A 6,540-nucleotide genomic window follows, 5' to 3' on the forward strand; every position below is an offset into this window, starting at 1 on the left:
TTTTGTTTTCACCTCATTAATCTCCTACTTTCATAATAGAATCTAACTTGCTTCTTATATAAAGGTAAAACAAAAAGCCCATTGGACTCAAAAAAAATGTTAAGACTTTACAAGGTGACTCTTTGATATAATGTTTATTTTTTGCTATTATACTGTCGGCAACATAATGTACACAATCTACCAATAATCTTTTATTAGAATCAGGATATTGCATACATATCTTTCTCCAGAAGGCAAAGCTCTTTGGGCATTTCATGTACTGCTTATACATAGTGTGTGAATTACCGTCTTCCTGGTATTCTACATCGCACACTACTTCATTTAAAACAGCAAGTTTATACTTCTGATCTATCAACTTATATTTATATGCAAGTGCAAGATATTTTTCATTATCAAATACCGGATACTCAGGGACAGAATTAATAATATCAGTACGATAAATTAGTTTCTTATCCCCTGAACCACCTGACGCATAATAACCCGACAATGTGGTTTCTGTCATATCTTTAGGAAAACCTTTTCCTATAACCTTTCCCGTATTCATATTGGCGTCGAGTGCAATAATACCTGCATAACCCCTGCTTTTTACCTGATTCCATTTGTTTATAATTTTTTCAACAGCGTTCTCAGATAAAGCGTCATCAGAATCTATACAAGTATTGAGTTCGGTATGTATATTTCTATACGCAACATTGTGTGCGGTATGCATACCGCCGTTTTCTTTATATATGTACTGAATTTCGAAGCCGTTATCTTTTGACATCCAGTCTTTTACTAATTCAGCCGTATTATCAGTTGAACCGTCATCAACTATAAGCCACACGAAATCCTTGCATTTTTGGGAACACAAAGATTTATATGTACGACCTATTGTATGTGCCCTATTATAAGCAGGGGTAAATATCGTCAATTGTACTTTATTTATAAATTTCATAATAATACTTCCGTTAATTTCGAATTTTAAACAATAATCTATTTATCCGCATTTTTATAGCTCCAGACATGATATTATTAAACACTTGTTTTCTTCTCAATTTATGATATCTGTCCATAAAAATTTTTCTTTGTTCAACATCCACGGAATTTAACCTAAAAATCAGTTCATCTTTTTTACATACAATAAAATAGTTTCTTAAAATATAAAAGTGCTCACAATCATCCGTTATATTCTGCCATCCCAACATTTTGCGTTTCTGCAAATGTACATACATCACTTCATAATTTAAACCGGTGACATCACGAACAAACAATTTACCATTGTCCCAAACCACATATCTTTCAGTATCACCCGCTAAAGTTGTAAATTCATATGAACAACACGGAACATCGTAAAAAAGCCAATCAAAATATAAACTTATGTTATCATACTTTGGTGCATATGCTACAGTACCGTCTTCGTCAAAATGGCAACAATAATTTGTGTGAAAAGCGATATTATAATCACAAACGCCATTATATTTTCTTAAATACAGCCTATTCATAGTGGGAGTGTTCTTAAACAAGCTAAAATGTCCGTGATAAAATACTTTTTCATTTTTATCCAATATATCATCTGTAATAAAATGAGAAAGATAACCAAAAATTAAATCTATATCACAAAAACCCCAAAAGTCAAATTCTTTTATATCATCATAGAATATATCACCATAAGCAGGTTTATAGTCACAAAGCTTATATGGAGAATTTATCTTTACACTATTTCCAAACATTCTTTTTATTTTTTGTTTAATAAAATCAAATGTCATATATTTAATTTTAACATTAGAATTCTTGTTCACTTTTAAAGCCAAATCAGTATAAATGTAAAAATTAAATTCGCAATTAGCCTCAGCCGACTTTAACCATAAATTAAAATAATCAGGAATGTTTCCAAAATATGGAATTATAAGCACTGCTTTATTTCTCATTATTACTCTCCTACATTATTGATTAAATCTGTTATAAAATGATTCCAAAATGCTGACATTCTGTTTAACATCAAAACCTGATTTTTTTATATCATCAATCGTGTTTTTTCTAATCGTACTTTGTTTTTCTAAAACAACATCCGCCCACTCATCAATCGGCAAGTTCAAATCTAACGACTCAGCAAGGTCTGTAACTCTGCATTCAGACGGAACACTGTCAGAAATGATACAAGGCAATCCTGCAGCCTGCGCTTCTATTATTGAAAGTGGCAATCCTTCATACAAAGACGGAAACAAAAAGACATCCATTGCCTGTAGTATTCTATTCACATCTCCCCTGTTTCCTAAAAAAAACACGGAATCCGATAAACCAAGATTATCAACTTTTTCTCTTATATTACTCTGTCCGTTACCTGTTCCTACAAGAAGCAGTTTGGAATTTCTGTTTTTATCATGTACACTCTTAAAAACATCAATCAAAAACGGATGATTCTTTTGAGGATTAAATCTTCCGACATGTCCGATTACAAAATCAGATTTACTGATTTTCAGTTCGTCACGCACTTGATTTCTTATTTGACAGTCATACCGATATTTTTCAGCGTCAATTGCATTATTTAAGACAGTATATGCATTTCCGCCAAACATCCAATCTCCTGCCTCTTTACCGCAAGAAAAAAGATGCGTAGCGTACTTAGGAATTAAATGTTTTGAAAGAAGCTTAATGGGATACTTTAAATTTTTGTCTTGACTTTTATTATGCGAATGTGCAATTCTCACCTTAACGCCATGTTTTTGTGCAATTTTTAAAGGATATGCACTCATGCAATCCAAATGTGAATGCACAATATCGTACTTATGATTATCAAAGAAGTCATCAAGCGCATTAAAATAAGCCTTAGAAAAGGGATTCAGCATAGGCATATGATAAATATGTCCGCCTAAAGATAATATCTCATCATCATAATCAGCCTTTTCCTGACGATGTACAAGAAAATCAAATTGAATTTTAGTACGGTCTATGTTTCTGTAATAATTCATAATCATAGTTTCAAGACCGCCACGCCCCATGTATGTTACAATATGTAATATTCTTAAAACATTCAAATTATTAACCCCTAAATCAAATAATTAAAATCCACCAAAGTAATCGCTATGGTAATATGTCGGTCCTGTTAAATAATAATAGAGCAATAATACTGCAACATATCCAAAATAGACATATTTTCTATTATTTTCATTAAAACATATCCTTAACAAAACAGGAATCAAAATTAAATCGTATAATTCACTGTAAATCGGAAGCCTACCGATAAAGATACCGCTGGTAACCATACCTACAAGATAAACTGATGCCGTAAACACAGATAAGTTTACGCACAAAGAAAGCACCGGCATTTTTTCATAATATTTGCTTAACTTTTCCCGATAAACAAAAGCTAAAACGGGTGGAACAGCATAGAATAAAACTCTCAACGGATTAACGCCGTCATCTTCTTTAAAATATGTACTTATATCATTTTCATAAGATGTGCCTTGAGCAAATTCATCAACCTTGCCAAAAAACGGCTCGGCAAAAACAGTAATCAATACCATTGCAAAAATAAAAAGCCAAACTAACTTGCTCCAAGGTTTTAACCTGGCAATAAAGTAAATCGGTATTAAGAAAATTGCCGTAGAATGGATAAATATCAAAATTGCTACCATAGTCAAGAATTTAAAAAACTTTCCGGTAATAATAAAATCACAGCACAAAAATGACACGGCAACACAAATAAACTGCCTCATTCCGTTGAGCATATAACCCGAATAACACAGGAATGCCAAAAACAAAAATGAAGCCAAAAAGAAATCTGCATTCATGCAATATTTTCTCAATGATATCATTACACACACACCTGAGAAAATAGCAATTGAACTCAGCCAAAGCGTGTAATTATCTGAGATAAAACACTTAAAGAAAATGCTGTATGCATTAAAGAGAACTCCCTTGCCTTCGGAAGACCATGGATCCCAATTTAATTTTGAAAACTCTTCCGAAAAGTTTGTTGAATAGTTATTAAAAGCTGCAACATATGCGGTTGTATCGGAAACATAGTGCCTCATTGATGCCCAAAATATGAAATAACCGAAAACTAAAAAAGCATACGCCCACGGAACTCTTCTTTGTATTCCCTGTTGTAAATTATAATCGGTAAGCGCTATATCTTCTTTATGAGTGATATCATACAAAATATATATCAAAAAAATCCAAAGTATCATGGACCAGTAAATTATCATTAAATCACACCTGAAAAATCTATATTAATTACAAGTCTAAAGCCTTTATTGTATCGTTTACAACGATTTTTTTATCAAATTCGTCCACCATTTTTTGTCGGGCGTATTTACCCATAACTTCTCGTTTTGAAATATCTGTTTCAAGAAAAGCTTTCATTTTTTCATAAAGGCTGTCAACGCTTTTAGGTTCACAAAGCCAGCCTGTATATTCATTTTCCACCGACTCTCTGCAACCCGGAATATCAGTGGTAATGACAGGTCTGCCTGTTGCTGAAGCTTCGAGATTTACATTACTCATACCCTCGTGATAGCTTGGCATTACCACACAATCGGCGGTCGCATAGTAAGGTCTTGGTTCTTCCTGAAATCCATGGAATTTTACAACGCCCTTACTTTCAAGTAACTCAACTCTTTCCTTGTATTCATCTTCAAAAAAGCCTACAAGGTCAAGTACAAATTTATAGCCGTCATCGTGAAGCTTCTCAGCCGCAGAAAACAATTCATCCATGCCCTTTTCCTTCATGATTCTGCCAAGATACAAAAAATGCGGCGGATCACTTTTCGGGTAAGGCTTGTACTCATAAATTTCAAGATTGATTCCTGCGCCGTTCAAAATAGTTTCTTTCTCGACAGAAATAATCTTTCTGTCAACAAATTCATCTGCATTAACCTGATTTTCAAAAAATACCGTTTTTACCTTTTTAAAGGCTGTTTTATAAAGAACTGTCGCAAACTGAGCAAGTCCGGGCTTTTGAAACGCCGTTCCTAATCCCTGAACATTCGCATAAAACGGAATATTTAACTTTTCACACATCAATCCGCCGTAAACATTAGGTTTGATAGAGTATGTAATTACCAAATCAGGGTTTTCTTCCTGTAATATTTTTTTATAAAATTTCATAAGTGAAAAATCGTGAATCGGATTAACCCCTCTGCGATCCATCTTAGTTTCAATACAGCGCAGTCCCATATTTATGAAATCCTCATGATGTCCTACAAAAGGCATACTCAGTACGACCTCATAGTTTTTCATAAGTTCTTCAATCAATTCTTTTCTGAAACGATACAGCATGTAAGAATGATTGGTAAGAATCATAACTTTTTTACGATTATTCTTCATCAGCAATTGCTCCTGTTCCGCCCTCAACTACACCATCATGCTTAAACACGCTTACAACTGTCATAAAAAGGCATTTTAAATCAAAAACAAAACTGACATTGTCACAATAAACCTTATCCATCTGAACTTTTTCAGGGATAGGAAGCTCATCTCTGCCGTTAATCTGCGCCCAACCCGTCAAGCCGGGTTTTAAATCATTTATACCGTACTCATCTCTTTCAGAAATCAAATCATCCTGATTCCAAAGTGCAGGTCTTGGACCGATAACCGACATATCGCCCTTAAAAATATTAAAAATTTGAGGCAATTCGTCAAGACTTGTCTTTCTTAAAAACGCACCCACCTTAGTTATATACTGTTCAGGATTTTTAAGAAGATGTGTAGGACAATCCTTGGGAGTATCAATTCTCATTGTGCGGAATTTCAGAATATTGAAATATTTTTTGTTTTTTCCTATTCTTTTCTGCCTAAAAAAAACAGGACCTTCGCTCGTGCATTTTATTATGGCACATATCGGAAGGTAAAGTACTGACAGACACACTATCGCTACAAGTGAACAGATAATATCAAGCATTCTTTTCACAATTCTGTTATAAAACGACATTTTTCTGTCTTTCATATTTAATACTCCTCAACCCAAAACTAACTTACGCAATACATCTATAGAATTATACCACAGAAAGCATCAATAAGCAATAAAAAAGGAGAATATGGAAAAAAGCAATTAAAAAAAGTGTTTTTTAACAAATATAGAAATAATTACGCAAGGGTTTGTTGTAATTATGATTTAATTTTGCTAATGCAGTAAACAATTCTAATTGTTTTTATTGATTTATGCAATTTTCTTATGAGATATAATGGCTCTGCCGCAAAGCAAGCACAAATTTTAATATCAAAATGTACACTTTCAAAGGAAACACAAGACCTTTTATACAGATATTTTGCGGCTGCGGCAAATCTTTACGGAGTTATCAAAATCGGCAAACTTCTTAAAATTTACAACAGTCAAAACGAGCCTCTGAGCAAAGAAAATTTTCTGTCATTTGTTGAAAATATGAATTTTAAGGTCAAGCATTTTTGACGAAATTTCTTTTGTACCCGAACGGAACCCATCGGTATCAATTTTTGTATCAAATCTCAAAATACCGTCAACCGCCATTTTTTTCATATCCTTTCAGTTTTTCGGGTGTCTCCCGTAGTTTAATGTCTTCGGACAATAAAAAAGCACCTTAC

General features: G+C 33.3%; 7 protein-coding genes. All 7 read right to left on the minus strand.

Annotated elements, in window-relative coordinates:
- Nucleotides 1-16: 16 nt before the first annotated feature.
- Complete coding sequence (locus tag RBATCC27255_RS02725; RefSeq protein ID WP_101028629.1) at nucleotides 17-934, minus strand: glycosyltransferase family 2 protein; 918 nt, start codon at nucleotides 932-934, stop codon at nucleotides 17-19.
- A gap of 13 nt (nucleotides 935-947) precedes the next feature.
- Complete coding sequence (locus RBATCC27255_RS02730; protein ID WP_101028630.1) at nucleotides 948-1,907, minus strand: DUF6625 family protein; 960 nt, start codon at nucleotides 1,905-1,907, stop codon at nucleotides 948-950.
- Between the two features lie 15 nt (nucleotides 1,908-1,922).
- Complete coding sequence (locus tag RBATCC27255_RS02735) at nucleotides 1,923-3,014, minus strand: glycosyltransferase family 1 protein (protein ID WP_242958557.1); 1,092 nt, start codon at nucleotides 3,012-3,014, stop codon at nucleotides 1,923-1,925.
- A gap of 24 nt (nucleotides 3,015-3,038) precedes the next feature.
- Entirely contained in the window at nucleotides 3,039-4,187 is a 1,149-nt protein-coding gene (locus RBATCC27255_RS02740) for an EpsG family protein (protein WP_101028631.1), read from the minus strand.
- Between the two features lie 28 nt (nucleotides 4,188-4,215).
- Nucleotides 4,216-5,307: a glycosyltransferase family 4 protein gene (locus RBATCC27255_RS02745; protein WP_169923214.1), complete on the minus strand. Its 1,092-nt coding sequence runs from the start codon at nucleotides 5,305-5,307 to the stop codon at nucleotides 4,216-4,218.
- A complete protein-coding gene (locus tag RBATCC27255_RS02750; protein WP_242958558.1) occupies nucleotides 5,297-5,926 on the minus strand; it encodes a sugar transferase in 630 nt (209 codons plus the stop codon). Before RBATCC27255_RS02750 ends, RBATCC27255_RS02745 begins: the two co-directional genes overlap by 11 nt.
- A gap of 420 nt (nucleotides 5,927-6,346) precedes the next feature.
- On the minus strand, nucleotides 6,347-6,475 hold the full coding sequence (locus tag RBATCC27255_RS10630) for a hypothetical protein (protein ID WP_278292229.1): 129 nt from the start codon (nucleotides 6,473-6,475) through the stop codon (nucleotides 6,347-6,349).
- Nucleotides 6,476-6,540: the final 65 nt, after the last annotated feature.

This window comes from Ruminococcus bromii, assembly GCF_002834225.1.
GTDB lineage: Bacteria > Bacillota > Clostridia > Oscillospirales > Acutalibacteraceae > Ruminococcoides > Ruminococcoides bromii.

Excerpts from the sequence above, each read along its gene's own strand:
- RBATCC27255_RS02725 (WP_101028629.1), bottom strand. The coding sequence starts at position 934 with ATGAAATTTATAAATAAAGTACAATTGACGATATTTACCCCTGCTTAT.
- RBATCC27255_RS02730 (WP_101028630.1), bottom strand. The coding sequence starts at position 1,907 with ATGAGAAATAAAGCAGTGCTTATAATTCCATATTTTGGAAACATTCCT.
- RBATCC27255_RS02740 (WP_101028631.1), bottom strand. The coding sequence starts at position 4,187 with ATGATAATTTACTGGTCCATGATACTTTGGATTTTTTTGATATATATT.
- RBATCC27255_RS02745 (WP_169923214.1), bottom strand. The coding sequence starts at position 5,307 with ATGAAGAATAATCGTAAAAAAGTTATGATTCTTACCAATCATTCTTAC.
- RBATCC27255_RS02750 (WP_242958558.1), bottom strand. The coding sequence starts at position 5,926 with ATGAAAGACAGAAAAATGTCGTTTTATAACAGAATTGTGAAAAGAATG.
- RBATCC27255_RS10630 (WP_278292229.1), bottom strand. The coding sequence starts at position 6,475 with ATGAAAAAAATGGCGGTTGACGGTATTTTGAGATTTGATACAAAAATT.